The 14325-nt window shown below is 48.3% G+C and carries 14 protein-coding genes; 6 read left to right on the forward strand and 8 right to left on the reverse strand.

Features of this window, described 5'->3' with window-relative positions:
• Positions 1–61 precede the first annotated feature (61 nt).
• On the reverse strand, positions 62–1042 hold the full coding sequence (gene epmA, locus METLU_RS0111470) for an EF-P lysine aminoacylase EpmA (RefSeq protein ID WP_027158333.1): 981 nt from the start codon (positions 1040–1042) through the stop codon (positions 62–64).
• A complete protein-coding gene (gene efp / locus METLU_RS0111475) occupies positions 1042–1611 on the reverse strand; it encodes an elongation factor P (protein WP_027158334.1) in 570 nt (189 codons plus the stop codon). Before efp ends, epmA begins: the two co-directional genes overlap by 1 nt.
• Positions 1612–1698: 87 nt before the next feature.
• Between efp and epmB the strand changes: the two genes are divergently transcribed.
• A complete protein-coding gene (gene epmB / locus METLU_RS0111480; protein WP_027158335.1) occupies positions 1699–2730 on the forward strand; it encodes an EF-P beta-lysylation protein EpmB in 1032 nt (343 codons plus the stop codon).
• A 35-nt stretch (positions 2731–2765) separates the two neighbouring features.
• On the opposite strand, the gene METLU_RS0111485 is transcribed toward epmB, so the two are convergent.
• Both METLU_RS0111485 and METLU_RS26735 read right to left on the reverse strand, forming a co-directional pair.
• On the reverse strand, positions 2766–3668 hold the full coding sequence (locus METLU_RS0111485) for a 5'-nucleotidase (RefSeq protein WP_027158336.1): 903 nt from the start codon (positions 3666–3668) through the stop codon (positions 2766–2768).
• A 25-nt stretch (positions 3669–3693) separates the two neighbouring features.
• Complete coding sequence (locus METLU_RS26735) at positions 3694–5211, reverse strand: SPOR domain-containing protein (protein WP_051299885.1); 1518 nt, start codon at positions 5209–5211, stop codon at positions 3694–3696.
• 164 nt (positions 5212–5375) lie between these two features.
• Between METLU_RS26735 and METLU_RS0111500 the strand changes: the two genes are divergently transcribed.
• Genes METLU_RS0111500 through METLU_RS0111510 form a run of 3 tightly spaced genes read left to right on the forward strand, consistent with a single transcriptional unit; the run spans position 5376 to position 7803 of the window.
• A complete protein-coding gene (locus METLU_RS0111500; RefSeq protein WP_027158337.1) occupies positions 5376–5900 on the forward strand; it encodes a glycine cleavage system protein R in 525 nt (174 codons plus the stop codon).
• An 8-nt stretch (positions 5901–5908) separates the two neighbouring features.
• A complete protein-coding gene (locus tag METLU_RS0111505) occupies positions 5909–6391 on the forward strand; it encodes a peroxiredoxin (protein WP_027158338.1) in 483 nt (160 codons plus the stop codon).
• Positions 6388–7803, forward strand: coding sequence for a PhoH family protein (locus tag METLU_RS0111510; protein ID WP_027158339.1), 1416 nt, complete (start codon positions 6388–6390; stop codon positions 7801–7803). The genes METLU_RS0111505 and METLU_RS0111510 overlap by 4 nt, the downstream gene beginning before the upstream one ends.
• Before the next feature lie 57 nt (positions 7804–7860).
• Here the strand turns inward: METLU_RS0111510 and METLU_RS0111515 are convergent, their stop codons facing one another.
• Together METLU_RS0111515 and METLU_RS0111520 are read right to left on the reverse strand one after the other, a co-directional pair.
• A complete protein-coding gene (locus METLU_RS0111515) occupies positions 7861–8964 on the reverse strand; it encodes an AI-2E family transporter (RefSeq protein ID WP_051299886.1) in 1104 nt (367 codons plus the stop codon).
• Positions 8965–9093: 129 nt separating this feature from the next.
• Positions 9094–10710, reverse strand: coding sequence for a bifunctional aminoglycoside phosphotransferase/ATP-binding protein (locus tag METLU_RS0111520; protein WP_036243724.1), 1617 nt, complete (start codon positions 10708–10710; stop codon positions 9094–9096).
• A gap of 169 nt (positions 10711–10879) precedes the next feature.
• Here METLU_RS0111520 and METLU_RS0111525 point away from each other — a divergent pair, with 169 nt between their 5' ends.
• Both METLU_RS0111525 and METLU_RS0111530 read left to right on the forward strand, forming a co-directional pair.
• Positions 10880–11449 (forward strand): YbhB/YbcL family Raf kinase inhibitor-like protein, encoded by a 570-nt coding sequence (locus METLU_RS0111525; RefSeq protein WP_027158342.1) that lies wholly within the window; start codon positions 10880–10882, stop codon positions 11447–11449.
• 84 nt (positions 11450–11533) lie between these two features.
• Positions 11534–12913 (forward strand): serine aminopeptidase domain-containing protein, encoded by a 1380-nt coding sequence (locus METLU_RS0111530; RefSeq protein ID WP_027158343.1) that lies wholly within the window; start codon positions 11534–11536, stop codon positions 12911–12913.
• 3 nt (positions 12914–12916) lie between these two features.
• Here the strand turns inward: METLU_RS0111530 and METLU_RS0111535 are convergent, their stop codons facing one another.
• Together METLU_RS0111535 and ssb are read right to left on the reverse strand one after the other, a co-directional pair.
• A complete protein-coding gene (locus METLU_RS0111535) occupies positions 12917–13366 on the reverse strand; it encodes a CBS domain-containing protein (RefSeq protein WP_027158344.1) in 450 nt (149 codons plus the stop codon).
• Between the two features lie 213 nt (positions 13367–13579).
• A complete protein-coding gene (gene ssb / locus METLU_RS0111540; protein ID WP_027158345.1) occupies positions 13580–14056 on the reverse strand; it encodes a single-stranded DNA-binding protein in 477 nt (158 codons plus the stop codon).
• Positions 14057–14325 lie beyond the last annotated feature (269 nt).

Below are 14325 nucleotides of genomic sequence, written 5' to 3' on the forward strand. Positions count from 1 at the left end.
AAAACATATTGTCCGATATTAAAACTCGCCGGATTATAGCACAGTAACAGTTATAAACGAGTTAAGCCCTGTCGATAGGAAAACCAAGCACATCATCAATTGATGCGCTATCCGACAATAGCATCAGCAAGCGATCCAAACCTATGGCCATGCCCGAACATTCGGGCAAACCGGCCTGTAATGCAGCAACAAGACGCTCATCCTTGACTGAAGCGGGCGCGTTTCTTTGCCGCCTGATGTTCAGTTCTTTGTCAAAGCGCTCGCCCTGCTCTTTGGCATTCGTCAATTCAAAATAACCGTTGCCCAATTCAACGCCGTTAATAAACAGTTCGACCCGATCAGTAATCTGTGGATTATGTTCATTGATTCTCGCCAATGATGACTGGCAGGCAGGGTAGCCATACACCATGCGTAAAGCATTCTGACCTAAAAAAGGCTGAACCTTATGGCTGAATATAAAATCCAGCCAAATGGCATGATCGTATCCGCAGATGCTGATGGCCTCCGGTAATTGATTATCCAGCGCATAGGCGCAATACTGCCGATATGAAAACTCAAGCGGATTCAGCCCGGTATAACGTTGAAATATTTCCTGATAACGGAATCTTTGTGTTTCCATCAGCGGCTTCCGATGATCAAACAACAAAGCGATCAGATCGGCGCACTCATCCATCAATTCCGGCAATTTAAAACCGACGTGATACCATTCAAGCAATGTGAATTCAGGGTTATGGAATCGTCCAGACTCACCATTCCTGAAAGCTTTGGTTATTTGATAGATGGAACCGCTACCGGCCGCAAGCAGCCGTTTCATGGCGAACTCGGGCGAAGTTTGCAGAAACAGCGTCTGCTTCTGAGGGGCTAAACAATATTCAGTAGTAAAAAATTCCAGCTGCGGATCAGTTCCGATCCCATGACTCAACAGAGGCGTTTCCACCTCGAGCACAGATCTTTCAGCAAAGAATCCACGTATCTCAGCGAGCACTTGCGCTCTCAGGCGCAAATGCTCTACGGAACACGTCGGTCGCCAATCACTTAGCACTAGTCTTTGACGCGTGAGACATATTCGCCGGTACGAGTATCGACCTTGACGACTTCGCCGATTTGTACAAACAGAGGCACTCTGACTACGGCGCCTGTTTCCAGTGTAGCCGGTTTACCGCCGCCACCCGAAGTATCACCGCGCACGCCTGGATCGGTTTCGGTAATGGCCAATTCGACAAAGTTAGCCGGTGTTACAGACAGAGGTGAATCATTCCATAAAGTTACGGTGCAAAGATCCTGATCCTTGAGCCAGTTTTTAGCTTCACCGACGGCTTTTTCATCAGCCTGATACTGTTCAAATGTATCCGGCACCATGAAATGGCGAAATTCGCCGTCGTTATACAGGTATTGCATTTCGACATCGACAACGTCAGCCCCTTCCAGAGACTCGCCGGATTTAAATGTTCTTTCGATCACACGGCCAGTTTTCAGATTTCTGATCTTAACCCGGTTAAAAGCCTGACCCTTTCCCGGTTTGACAAATTCATTTTCAATAATCGCACAGGGATCATTATCCAGCATGACTTTTAACCCGGCTTTAAATTCATTGGTACTATAACTAGCCATTTTATCCTCGAGACTACAAACAATAATTAAAACCAAACCATTATAATAGATGGCCACTACCGATAGAAACTCTAAATAAGCCATTTCATGTTAGAACGACAAACCGAAACAGAGCACTTTGATCTAAGTTGGCAGCAACAACTTGCCGAAGCCTTTAATAGCATTGAAGATTTATGCCATTATCTACATTTATCGCCGAGTGAACTGCCGGTTTCATCAGCGGCTAGTAAGAGCTTTCCCTTGCGCGTTCCCCTCAACTTTGCTGCCAGCATGGAAAAAGGCAATCCTCATGACCCTTTACTCAGGCAGGTATTGCCGGTCAACGACGAACTGTTTGCCTACCCGGGCTTCAGCAATGATCCGGTAGGCGATCTTCGGGCTGCAACCGAATCCAGCGTACTTCACAAGTATCAAGGCCGCGTCTTGCTTATCAATACCGGCAGTTGCGCCATCAATTGCAGGTATTGCTTCCGCAGGAACTTTCCCTATGCCGACCTGCAACTCAGCAAACAGAAAGAAGATGCCGCCGTCCGGTATATAGACAAAGACTCCGGCATTTCGGAAGTGATTTTAAGCGGCGGTGATCCATTAGTGCTCAATGACGCCCGATTAACCCGACTCGTTCAGCATCTGGGCCGAATCAAGCATTTAAAACGCATCCGGATACACAGCCGAATACCTGTCGTCCTTCCCGCCCGCATAACCGATGAGTTGATCAATACACTGGCGCAATGTCCGGCGCAGATTATCCTGGTCGTACATTGCAATCATGCCAATGAAATCAATGAGCGAGTGATTGCTGCCTGCAAAACACTCAAAAATAATGGCATTACGCTGTTTAATCAATCGGTATTGTTAAAAGGCATCAATGATACGGCAGAACAGCTATGTGAGCTGAGCGAGCGTTTATTCAGCCACGGCATCATCCCTTATTACCTGCATTTGCTCGATAAAGCGACGGGGACGGGGCACTTTGAGGTCTCCGAACAGGATGCGCTGGCGCTAATGAGGCAAGTTCAGGCCACTCTGCCCGGCTATCTTGTGCCTAAACTGGTTAAGGAAGTGGCCGGCATGGCGTCCAAACAATACGTTTTTAATGACACGAACAGCTACCGTTAAAATCGCCCCTTATCGCATCGCCATCCAAGCCGGTGCTAATCCTCTACCGATTGATTGGCAATGCCATGCGGCACATGCGCCGCGGCCACATGCTGGGCTGCGGATTCGCAATGTGTTTTCTGATCATCGAAGAAAATGTCAGCTCCGAAGGCTTTCAGAAAAGGTCCTTTCGCCATGCCACCCAAAAATAACGCTTCGTCGATACGTATGCCCCAGGCTCTCAAGGTTCTGACCACACGTTCATGGGCTGGCGCCGAACGCGCGGTCACCAGAGCCGTTCTGATCGGCGACGATTGCGGATCGAACTGCGACTGAATATGATGCAGCGCGGCAAGGAAATCTTTAAAAGGCCCGCCCGGCAAAGGCGTTTTGGCTGCTTTGCGTTCATTCTCGGCAAATACTTGCAGCCCCTGCTGTTGATAAATACGCTCCGATTCATCCGAAAATATGACAGAATCGCCGTCAAACGCAATGCGCAGCTGGCTGGAGGGATTAGTCAATGACGAGCCGCAAAGTATCGTAGCGGCAGCAAAACCGGCATCGAGCGCCTTAGCCACATCGTCGGAATTGGCCGATAAAAACAGATGAGCACCGAATGCCGAGATATAGTTGTAAGGCGAAACACCGCTGGTAAATGCGGCACGGGTGATATTCAATCCGTGATGGGCAATCGAATTGAAGATCCTCAACCCCGTATCGGCGCTGTTTTGCGATACCAAAATAATTTCAACGAGCGGTTCATCAAGGCAACTTTCATTGATGGTCAGAAGTTTCTGGACCAGAGAAAATCCGTAACCGGGGTCTAGGACTTCCTCCTCATGCTCGACCTGATAGCGGCAGAAAGCTTCCTTACCCTGCGTCTGGAATATCGCATGGGAATCATCCAGATTAAATAGGGCTCTGGATGAAACCGCGACAACAAGTTTTTGCTTGCTCATGCTCTCTTAATCGATATTCTGGACTTTAACCCTGGATATTGCCTACCCAGACCGAAGTCAGTTTAAGGGTTTTTTTAACTTTTGTTGCATACGAGGCCGCCTCACTCCTGTTTTTAAAGCCTCCTACCCTTAGCCGATACCAGGTAACATTATTTACTTTGACATCAACCACTTCAACAGGGATGCCCTTTTGTTCAAATTCAGCCGCTTTGCTTTTGGCATACCATTGCTGTCTGTAGGCGATCAAATTGACAAACCAGTCGGCTGTCGTATTAGTCTTTCCAGAAACGCCCTGAGGCTTGGATTCTTTCATTTTTGCATAGGCAGTTGCCTGCTTTGTATCTGCCGATTTGGGGGCATCCTCCGTCAGTGCTTTGCTTTCCAAGACATTCAGTCTGGCCTGCAAGTCTTTAAGCCGATCCAATTCTATTTCTATTCCCGCTACGCCTTCTATCGGCTCATTTATCTCTGCTTCCGCTGATAACGGAGCCTTGTTTGACAACTGCTCCATGATACCGTCTACTCGCTGGTTCAATTGCTCAATGGCTGCCTTGATATCGTCCAGTTCCGTATCTGAACTTTGTACGGAGCCATTTCCTGCAGCCGCTACTTCAAGCGTGTTAACGCGTTCGCTTAGTCTTGATACCTCTTTTTTCGCACTATAAGCCATTAAACCGAAACCGATTGCAGCAATCAATGCGGCGCTTCCCAAACCAATGGCAATATAAGCGAAGAATCCTGGATTTTTGGTTTTGTTTTCAAATTCAGCACTCAGTGCTTTCGGAAGCGGGCTAATGGATTCCTGATCGGGATTGGACCGATTCGATGCCGCCATGTCAGCATTGTCAAACTCAAGCCGGTCCTCTCTAGATCGTCTCGGCCTTATTCTGGCCATAAATTCATCCAGAGCTGGCATTGAAATCGACGACAGTACAGTTTCAGGCTTTTCTTCCGGAATGGCTGTGTCCTGAGCAGGACGAGCTTCATCAATGTCAGGCTGATTTTTTAGCCCCATATCATCCAAAATATCCCAATCGGAGGGCGCATTAAAATCAGCAAAAAAATTATTATCTTGATAGTCTTCAAATAATGCTTCCGTTTGCCTGTTTTGATCTACAGAATCAACCTTCTGAAGATTGGGCGCTTCAGACTCCTGCTCATCAAAATCATTGATTTCAAAAAAACCCTCGATTCCACTTGGCATCTCATCATCTGAAGAGTTTGTCTCATCGTCACTGACGGCATCGACAAACGGGTCAAATTCTTCTTCCCGCTCCTCATCGAACCTCATTTCCTCGAAGTCATCGTCAAATTCGTCTGACAAATCGATATCATCAATCTCGTGATCTCTACTGCCGTCTGCCTGATACGACTCCTCCGCATCAAGCTCCTCAGCCAGAAGCAATCTATCAAGGGCATCCTCATCATCTTCCCGGTCATATGACGAATCCAGGGAAGACTTTACTTTATCCAGCATGGCGTCTAGCTCATCATTGAAATCATTTAGATTGTTCTTGGGATTATTATTTGCTGAATCTGTCATACTCACATCCTTTGGTGAGAAAAAATAACCTTAAAATCCGAATTAGTATCAGCGCTTGCCGACTCGAAAAAAATTTCTTTATTTTAAAGTCAATAAAACTTAATGTTCACAAAGTTTCGCTCATTTGATGTTAAACTTTCAAATAAAAACTTATTAAGAACAATATGCAACTAGCTATCACTGCTTTAGGCGACAACCAGATTAATTTTATTGCAGAAATATTACCCGCCATACGCGACTGTAAATGCAATATTCTTGAAATAAGATCTTCCCGCCTGGCTCAGTCTACAGCCGCCTATCTGCTTATTCAAGGCAACTGGAATTACATTGCCAAACTCGAAAGTTCTTTAGATGTCATCCAGAAACGGCTTGAGATTCAAATTCATAAATTACGTCTGGAGCACAAAGAAAAAAACTGTGATTATGTACCCTATTCGTTAGAGACCATTTCACTGGATCGCGACAATGTAATGGAATCCATCACGACTTTCCTTTTTGACCGCGATATCGGCGTTGAAGAAATATCCGGCAGCTGTTATCAGGCGCCCTATATTCAAACGCCTGTATTCTCCACTAAATTTATCATATTAATCCCGCCGCATCTCCATCTGCTGTCACTGCGCGAGGAATTTCTGGATTTCTGCGATCAGCTGAACATTGATTCGATCCTTGAACCCATAAAACGATAGGTCCAGTAATGACAACACCCAGCATAGGCAGCCCTGTGCCTGATTTTGAGGCTCAGTCAACCGGCGAAAAAATCTTCCAATTATCGGACTATCGCGGTAAATACGCTGTCCTTTATTTTTATCCCAAGGACAACACGCCAGGCTGTACACAGGAAGGCCAGCATTTCCGCGACAATATTGAAAAATTTACCGCCTTGAATGCGGTCGTATTCGGCATATCTCGCGATACCGTCCGCGTCCATGAAGGTTTTAAATGTAAACAGGCATTTCCTTTTGATCTGCTATCGGATCATGATGAAGCACTATGCCGGTTATTTGATGTCATAAAAATGAAAACCCTATACGGCAAACAGGTTCGCGGCATCGAACGCAGCACTTTCCTTATTGATCCGCAAGGACTGCTTGCACGTGAATGGCGCAAAGTGAAAGTCAAAACTCACATACAAGAAGTGCTGCAAGCATTGATGGAACTTACAGGAAATCAGAAATGAATATTCAAACACCACCTGACAAAAAGTTATTTGTTTTAGATACGAATGTGCTGATGCACGATCCGGCCGCCATCTTTCGCTTTCAGGAACACGATATTTTTATCCCGATGATCGTACTGGAAGAGTTGGACCATTCCAAAAAAGGCCTGACCGAAGTCGCCCGCAACGTCAGACAAGTCAGCCGGTTCCTGGATGAACTGATCCGCGATGCCAGCCCGCAAACCATCAACGACGGCCTGCCTTTATCACGCATCGAACACGGCCTGGCGGAAGGCGTCGAAAGTCAGGGACGCCTGTACTTTCAAACCAGCGCCATGACGGCACTGTTGCCGGAAAGCATGCCCGGCAATATTGCCGATAACTCTATCCTGCGCATTGTTCTGGCGCTCACGAAAGAACTGCCCGGTACTAAAGTCATTCTGGTGTCCAAAGATATCAACATGCGCATCAAGGCAGCGACGCTGGAACTTCCCGCCGAGGATTATCACAATGACCAGACGCTGGAAGACATCGACCTGTTATACAGCGGTGTCAAAGCATTGGACAGCAATTTCTGGGAACTGCACGGCAGCAAAATGGACTCCTGGCAGGAAAAAGACCGCACTTTTTACAAGCTGGAAGATCCGCTGGTCGCCGAATGGTACCCCAATCAGTATTTGTATATAGAAGACGAATCTAATTTTGAAGCCATCGTTAGATCAATTGAAGGCCAGGTGGCCGTACTGGAACTGGCGAGAGACTATCGTTCCAAGCACAATAATGTCTGGGGCATCACGGCAAGAAACCGCGAACAGAACTTCGCCCTTAATGTGCTGCTGGATCCGGAAATCGATTTTGTCACTTTGCTGGGTACGGCGGGCACCGGAAAAACCCTGCTAGCTTTAGCCGCGGGCCTGACCATGACCATAGAGCACAAGGCCTATCATGAAATCGTCATGACGCGCGAAACGATTCCGGTCGGCGAAGATATCGGCTTCTTGCCCGGCACCGAAGAAGAAAAGATGGCGCCGTGGATGGGGGCGTTAATCGATAACCTTGAACTGCTCGGCAGTCGCTCCGGGCAAAGCGATTGGGAACAAGGCGCATCCACGAATATGATCATGAACCGCGTCAAGATCAGGTCGCTTAATTTCATGCGCGGCCGGACCTTCCTGAACCGTTTCCTGATTATTGATGAAGCGCAGAACCTGACCTCCAAGCAAATGAAAACCCTCATAACGCGTGCAGGCCCCGGCACAAAAATCGTGTGTATCGGCAATCTGGGGCAAATAGACACCCCTTATTTAACCGCAACCACGTCCGGCTTAACCTATGTTGTAGACCGCTTCAAAACCTGGCCGCATGGCGCGCACATTACTCTGCGCCGGGGCGAACGCTCACGCCTGGCCGATTACGCATCGGATATACTGTAAAGCTGGCAAAGGATCAAGGCGAACAACAAAAACCACCTTTCGCCTTGATCCCGAATTTTAATAAATCATATTGTCGATGTTGTCCCCGAGGCGCGGCCAGGCCGTCAGCACGGCTTTAACAACTGTCGCCAGCGGAATAGCGAAGAATACGCCCCAAAAGCCCCATAATCCGCCAAAAAACAGGATAGCCACAATAATCGCTATCGGATGTAAATTAACCGCTTCGGAAAATAAAAGCGGCACAAGAAACACACCATCCAATGCCTGAATGACTGAATAGGCTATCACGGCATACATAAAGTCATCTCCGGCCAGCCCCCATTGAAAATAGGCCACGCCCAAAACCGGAAAAGTCACTAAGGTTGCACCGACATAAGGAATAATGACCGATAAGCCCATCAGCACGGACAGCAACATCGCGTAATTCAACCCCAGCACCGTAGAAAACGTAACATAACTGATTGACCACAGAATAAAAACTTCGGCGAATTTTCCACGTACGTAATTGCCTATCTGTACATCGACCTCCTCCCAGACGCGCACGGTCAAATGCCGATCCCTGGGCATGAACTGCAATAGCCAGTCCACCAGCGCTTTTTTATCCTTTAAAAAGAAAAAAATCATCAGCGGCACCAGAAACAGATAAACCATGGCGCTTACCAGGCTCATTACAGAAGCCGCCGAGACCGACAGCATACTCTGGCCATACGTCAACAACTCCCGCTGAACGGCAAACATCATTTCCCTGACTTTATGCTCCGAGATGAATTGCGGATACCTTTCAGGCAAGCGCATGATGCCATCTTGTATTTGATTGATGATCAGTGGAATATGTTGAACAAGCTCTACGGCCTGCTGAGACACAATCGGCATTAAATAGAACAGCAAAAATCCCAGACATGCCATAAATCCTGAAAACACCAGATAGACTGCCGGCAGCCGTGACACATGCATACTCTCAGCCTTGCTGACCAGTCCTTCAAGCAAATATGCCAATACAATGGAAGCGAAAACCGGCATCAACAAACCGGACAATGAATAAATCAGCAAAAAACTGACGATTAAAATAACTGCTAATGCAACAGCTTGAGCATTAGGCAGAAAACGCTTGAAACTGTCTCGAAAGAAACTTGAATTCACAAATGGGGGTTGGGTTGTCATAAATAACGACGCATTTTTATAATAATTATCTGCCTCATATTCTACATCTAATAAATCTTTAGACCTATGACGATTTTGGCGACGAGGTGTTTATAAAAAGCTAAAGCCGTTCTCCTGAAGTGCCCGCTCTCAAGGCACCAGAATGTTATTTACCTCATCAAATAGCTGATCCAGCGCATTACTCATCTCGGTATCCACGGTTATCGTGCAATTCAGTTCATCGGCAGACAACGGTTGCGCCGATGCAAGCTGCTGTTTCAGTATGTCCAAAGTGGCTTCGGACGCATCATTTTTCAATTGCTGCCGCTGCTCTATGCGTCTGTATAACTCCTGCTCGGATGCTTTAAAATCGATGATCAGAAATGGCACGCCGCACTCGCTTGCCAATTTTCGAAATTGCTTGCGCAGTGCGGCGGCAATAAAGGTCGCATCGACAATCACTGTAAAACCGGCTTCGATCACGGCTTTAGCCAGTTCGGCCAAACGCAGGAAAGTCTGGCGCCCCGCCTCTTGCGTGTAAAGCCCCTGATCAATGCCACTCTGAGTTGCCTCCAGCATCCGGTAACCGAACAGCCTTTTGCGCTCGACATCGGAACGGATCTGTATCGCGCCCAGCCGTTCAACCAATTGACTGGCCAGGGTGGACTTGCCGGACGCGGAATAACCGTGCGTAATGAGCAATGCGCCTTTGCCTTCTTTAGTAAAGCGTTCGGCAAGATTCGCATAGACGGCATACTCGGCGCGTGCCCGCATGCATATGGCCTCATCATTGCGCTGCTGCGCCATACGCAGCATCGTCACTTTAGCGCGCACCATGGCACGATAGACCAGATAATAGCGCAACAAAGCCAGACCGAAATAATCACCCGTATAATGCAGATAATGGTTGAGAAAACGATAGGCCAGGCGTTCATGACCGGCATGCAGCAAATCGATGAACAGAAAGGCTATCTCGCTAATGACGTCGATCCAGCGTAGTGTCGGATTGAACTCGATACAATCGAACAGCGTGACCTTGCCGTTGATAAGCGTAATATTGTTCAGGTGCAGATCGCCGTGGCATTCACGCACATAACCCTGCCGCTTGCGCAACTGCATCAGATCGGCCTTGCCGCGCCATTGCTCATCGCCCCATGCCTGAATGGACTCAAGCTGGCGCAATTGCTGATCATCGGCCAGCAACGGCTTGACCGTATCGAGATTCTCCATAAACCATTTTTGAATCACATCACTATCGCCATAAACAGAGTCATCATCTGCCCGTTCAACGGACTCATGAAACTCGGCAATAAGCCTGGCTATCTGATCAATCTCATCGACTTCCAGCCTCCCGTCTTCAGCGCGCTCGCTCAGCAATTGCCCGGCAGGAAACTGCACCATCTTGACGGCATATTCGAAGGCCTGCCCCGTGCCGGCTATTTGCGGATGCGCCGGTGTTCCTGTAATGGGCACGACATCAAGATACAGATCCGGCGCCAGACGCCGGTTAAGCCTTAGCTCCTCTTCACAGCAAAATCGCCGGCGCTCCAGCGTTGAAAAATCCAGAAAGCCGAAATCAACCGGTTTTTTGATTTTGTATACATATTCGCCTGTCAGCAATAACCAGGAGATATGAGTTTCAATCACCCGGATCGACACGATCGCATGCGGGTAGGCATCGGCCCTGCACAATGCCTGAATCAGAGGCGGATGAACAGCATCGCCTCCAGTTGGATCATTGCTATGTTCGGTGGATGCATCGTTCATGCTATACCTCTGCCGTTTTAATGTGGCAAAAAATTTATCCATAATTTTAAGAGTATTCAATCTCTCCAGAGTTGCCATAGACTGAAATGGCGGGTTTACTGATTCGCCTCATGGCGGCGACTAAACAGCCCCGTCGATACTATGCCATCAACAGAAAATGAGGTGCCCCATGAAGGCGATCAATAGAGCCGTTTCTATATGCTCGATTTTTTTGGCTTGCTGTTTTTATACCATTCCGACTTTTTCGGCTGAAGGAGGACAGTCCATGACCATAACTTTGAAATCTCCCGATTTTACCCACCAGGGCGAAATTCCCAAACAATACACGTGCGATGGCGCCGATGTCTCGCCGGCGCTAACCTGGTCGGACATTCCGCAAAGCGCCAAATCGCTGGTATTAATCGTCGATGACCCCGATGCGCCCGACCCGGCCGCGCCTAAAATGACCTGGGTTCATTGGGTGCTTTACAACATTCCGCCGACGGCCTCCGGCTTGCCGCAAGGCATAACACCGAGTGACTTGCCTCCCAATACACTACAAGGCAAGAACGACTGGAAACGCACCGGTTACGGCGGCCCCTGCCCGCCCAAAGGCCGGCACCGCTATTTTCATAAGCTCTACGCCCTGGATACAGAACTACCGGATTTGCATTGGCCTGATAAAGCCCAGCTCGAAAAGGCGATGGCCGGCCACATCATCGGACAGACCGAATTGATCGGAACTTATCAGCGACCGTAAGGCTAATGTGCCGATCTATAGTTGAAACGATCAAAACTGCTATAGCTGTAGGCTGTGTTGACAAACCCAGCCTGCTGGAAGCCCATGATTAAGCCGGCACTTTTCTGCTGCGCAGCTTGGCTGCTGTTTTGCAGCGCCTGCTCGCGTCAGCAGACAGTCACAGCCCCTTATCCTCTCTGGGGCGAGCCGACCTATCTGAAAGTAGAGGAAAATGATGCCTGGCGAAGCATGCAATTTCTGAGACCAGCATCGCCGGATGCGATTCAAGGCTGCCTGCTGATCGTGCACGGCATGAACGAACATATCGGCCGCTATGGGCGTATAGCCGAACACTTCGCCGACCGCTTCATAGTCCTGGGTATAGACCTGACAGCTCACGGTCTGAGCAATCCGGTCCTGTCAAAAGCCCATGAAAGCATTGCCGCCGGTGCGACAGCTTATGATGCCAGTCACGCTTATCTTGAGCAGGCCCAATTCCGCGACCTGCAACCGATGCGCGACGACCTCGCATCGGCTCTGCGTTATCTGTCCGATCATTGCCATAGCCGCGCCAGTTCCCAACAGACTGGCGACATACACACCTTCCCTGGCGATTGCCGCGCCAGTTCCCGACTGGCCTGCGGCATACACGCCTTCCCTGGCGATTGCCGCGCCAGTTCCCGACTGGCCTGCGGCATACACGCCTTCCCTGGCGATTGTCGCGCCAGTTCCCGACTGGCTTGCGACATACACACCCTCCCTGGCGATAAACCGCTGCCTTTGTTCATTCTGTCCCACAGCCTAGGTTCGCTAGTTGCCTCATCCTATCTGCTAGAGACTGAGGATAAGGCATTAATAGACCGAGTGAACGGCATCGTGTTCAGCGCCCCGGCCTTTTCCGTGACCGAAGTGCCGGGCTGGCGAGGCTGGTTTCAGAATCCGATAGTCCGCTTCACCTTTTATACGCATGAACATTTTCTGAACCCGCAGGACGAAGCATTGCCTGTCATGCTGTTCAATCAACTACTGGCCCTGATCAGCGTGCCGCTGCAAGACGGCATGATTGAGCTGCTATCTCTGCCAGGCATGCGCAACCTGTTTTCACCGACCGCCCCGGATTGGGTCAGCGACTATCTGACTGACTCCGAAGAGGAAAAACAACGATTGACCAAGGATAAATATATGATACGGCAGACCGTATTGCGCTATGTGCTGGCGGTTGAAAAGGAAATTATCCGGTTCAGGCGTCACATGGACCGGTTCGACGCCCCTTATTTGCTCATCTATTCCGAAAACGATCCCATTACACCGGCCTGGGGAAGCACCGATTTCGCAGCCGCGACACGGTCGAACCATCCCGATAGCCGACTCGTTCTGCTAGCCGGCGCCAGCCATCATGAGCAACTTTTTTCATCCTCGCCGCTACGCGAGCATATCCTGTCCGTTATAGATGGCTGGCTTCAAGAACGCCTGATGCGGGAATGATGGTTATGGCCTGAGATTTTTTTCACAGAGCAATTCTTTTCTGATCAAACCGGCCAGATCTCTTAGTTGCTCTGCAAACAGATCAATCAGGTCGTCCATGGCCAGAATGCCGATCAGCGCGCCTCCCGCATCGACCACAGGCAGACGCCGAATGCCTTTGCTGCACATTTTCTTGACCGTATCTATCAGATCGTCGTTCTCCCTGGCCACGACAAGATCCTCAGCCATGATGATGCCGACATCAACCACATCGATATCTATATCCTTGGCAATGAGCTTAACCACAATATCTCTGTCGGTTACCATACCTATAGGATAATTCAACCCATTACGATTCTCGGTGACGATAACATTACCGACATGATACTCGCGCATAAGCTTTGCAGCCGCGGAGACAGAGGATTCTTTTTCGGCAATGACCACTTCACGATTACAAATTGTTCCTACTGACATAGCGCCTCCTAAACTTAAAAAAGCCTGAGCGATAGGGCATTAATCGTAATAATGAGCGACTGGATAAAATTTATAATGATTTTGATCAACTCATTAAGAAAGCATCCATTTGGCCAGCTAATACATGCAGATCATCTTTGAAATTAAAAATAAAAAAGCCTCTTGTAACAGAGGCTTATTTATATTCTTTACAGAATTAGTCTGAGGTGACTACTAGAACGGAATATCGTCATCAAAATCATCATAATCAGGCGGTGGCGCCGGCATCGACGGGGCATTGCCTTGAGACGGTTGAGGTCTTGATGACGACGCAGCGTAACCTGACTGAGGCTGATCCGCGCCAAAACTGGAAGTCCCGCCACTGCGGCTGCCCAGCATATGCATTTCTTCCGCTATGATTTCAGTCGTATAACGGTCTTGTCCATCCTGACCTTGCCATTTTCTGGTTTGCAGGCGACCTTCAACATAAACCTGACTGCCTTTCTTGAGATATTCGCCCGCTACTTCAGCTAAACGGTTAAAAAATATCACTCGATGCCATTCAGTGGCCTCACGCCTTTCATTAGTCTGTTTATCTTTCCACCGTCTTGTAGTGGCCAGGCTGATATTGGTGACAGCGCCACCTGACGGCATATATCGAACTTCGGGGTCTGCCCCTAGGTTGCCTATCAATATCACTTTATTGAGCATCAATTTCTCCGCGGTTTCTGTATTTGGTCAAAGATTATGCTATTTATCGTTGAACTATGAGCCTTAAAAAATTCTCTACTTTATAAATTCTATAAAAAATGCAGTCTTAAAAATTATTCCGGCTATCATCGCATGTTTCCATGGGCTTTTCTATGCAGGGAAAAAGATGTTCATCTACCTCTATTAATAAGTTTGTAAATATTTTCATTATTAACGCTAAAAGGCTATTGACTTAAATCTCGTCTATTTTATTCTTTAAAGCCCCATGC

The sequence above is a fragment of the Methylobacter luteus IMV-B-3098 genome (genome assembly GCF_000427625.1).
Lineage (GTDB): Bacteria > Pseudomonadota > Gammaproteobacteria > Methylococcales > Methylomonadaceae > Methylobacter > Methylobacter luteus.

What these genes read in the sequence shown, in the direction of transcription:
- efp (WP_027158334.1), bottom strand. Translation starts at nt 1,611, where the DNA reads ATGGCTAGTTATAGTACCAATGAATTTAAAGCCGGGTTAAAAGTCATG.
- epmB (WP_027158335.1), top strand. Translation starts at nt 1,699, where the DNA reads ATGTTAGAACGACAAACCGAAACAGAGCACTTTGATCTAAGTTGGCAG.
- METLU_RS0111485 (WP_027158336.1), bottom strand. Translation starts at nt 3,668, where the DNA reads ATGAGCAAGCAAAAACTTGTTGTCGCGGTTTCATCCAGAGCCCTATTT.
- METLU_RS26735 (WP_051299885.1), bottom strand. Translation starts at nt 5,211, where the DNA reads ATGACAGATTCAGCAAATAATAATCCCAAGAACAATCTAAATGATTTC.
- METLU_RS0111500 (WP_027158337.1), top strand. Translation starts at nt 5,376, where the DNA reads ATGCAACTAGCTATCACTGCTTTAGGCGACAACCAGATTAATTTTATT.
- METLU_RS0111505 (WP_027158338.1), top strand. Translation starts at nt 5,909, where the DNA reads ATGACAACACCCAGCATAGGCAGCCCTGTGCCTGATTTTGAGGCTCAG.
- METLU_RS0111510 (WP_027158339.1), top strand. Translation starts at nt 6,388, where the DNA reads ATGAATATTCAAACACCACCTGACAAAAAGTTATTTGTTTTAGATACG.
- METLU_RS0111515 (WP_051299886.1), bottom strand. Translation starts at nt 8,964, where the DNA reads ATGACAACCCAACCCCCATTTGTGAATTCAAGTTTCTTTCGAGACAGT.
- METLU_RS0111520 (WP_036243724.1), bottom strand. Translation starts at nt 10,710, where the DNA reads ATGAACGATGCATCCACCGAACATAGCAATGATCCAACTGGAGGCGAT.
- METLU_RS0111525 (WP_027158342.1), top strand. Translation starts at nt 10,880, where the DNA reads ATGAAGGCGATCAATAGAGCCGTTTCTATATGCTCGATTTTTTTGGCT.
- METLU_RS0111530 (WP_027158343.1), top strand. Translation starts at nt 11,534, where the DNA reads ATGATTAAGCCGGCACTTTTCTGCTGCGCAGCTTGGCTGCTGTTTTGC.
- METLU_RS0111535 (WP_027158344.1), bottom strand. Translation starts at nt 13,366, where the DNA reads ATGTCAGTAGGAACAATTTGTAATCGTGAAGTGGTCATTGCCGAAAAA.
- ssb (WP_027158345.1), bottom strand. Translation starts at nt 14,056, where the DNA reads ATGCTCAATAAAGTGATATTGATAGGCAACCTAGGGGCAGACCCCGAA.